Consider the following 549-nt stretch of genomic DNA (forward strand, 5'->3'; position numbering starts at 1 on the left):
GCTTGTTTTATCGCCTGATGCAATGGCGTTAGCATTGAAGCGACCTTCGTTTGCGCTTCGCTAATCGCGCCGACCGAAAAGGTTGTGCCAAGCTGTTCTTTAAGTAGAGATTGGATTTTCCGAACACTGAGGTGATATTGCCCTGCAAGAACTCCAATGTAACTTAATAAGTTCGGCCCTATAATCCCTTGCGATGCATCGTCAGGCTTTTGAGCCTTGACGGTTTCTTTACAGTGCCGACATTGGCCTGAAAATAAACGGTATTCGGTGATATCGACAGTGGGTTTTGGAATATCGAAGACCTGATGGCGGTAGTAAGGGCCACCTTGAACATCTATATCAGACTGGGCACAGCAAGGGCACACTTCAGGAAAACAATCGATAACTACATCCGTTGCTTTCAGTCGTGAGAGTTTTCGTTGATGCCCTGTGTGGCCTTCTTTAGCTCCTCTCGAATTGCAACCACTAGAGCTTTGATCTTTTTTCGCTCATGCTTGTCCTTAGGGTTGTCAGACGAAGGTGGTTTCGATGAATTTTTGGAGTTAGTAG

General features: G+C 46.1%; 1 protein-coding gene and 1 pseudogene. Both read right to left on the minus strand.

Annotation, left to right across the window (positions count from 1 at the left end; translation table 11 throughout):
- Positions 1-365: pseudogene (locus R7Q46_RS29510) on the minus strand (IS66 family transposase); the annotation flags it as partial.
- A 35-nt stretch (positions 366-400) separates the two neighbouring features.
- Positions 401-549: DUF6444 domain-containing protein (locus R7Q46_RS30875; protein WP_411978795.1), on the minus strand; the 149-nt coding region annotated here is incomplete at its 5' end.

Source organism: Vibrio sp. 811, from assembly GCF_033339195.1.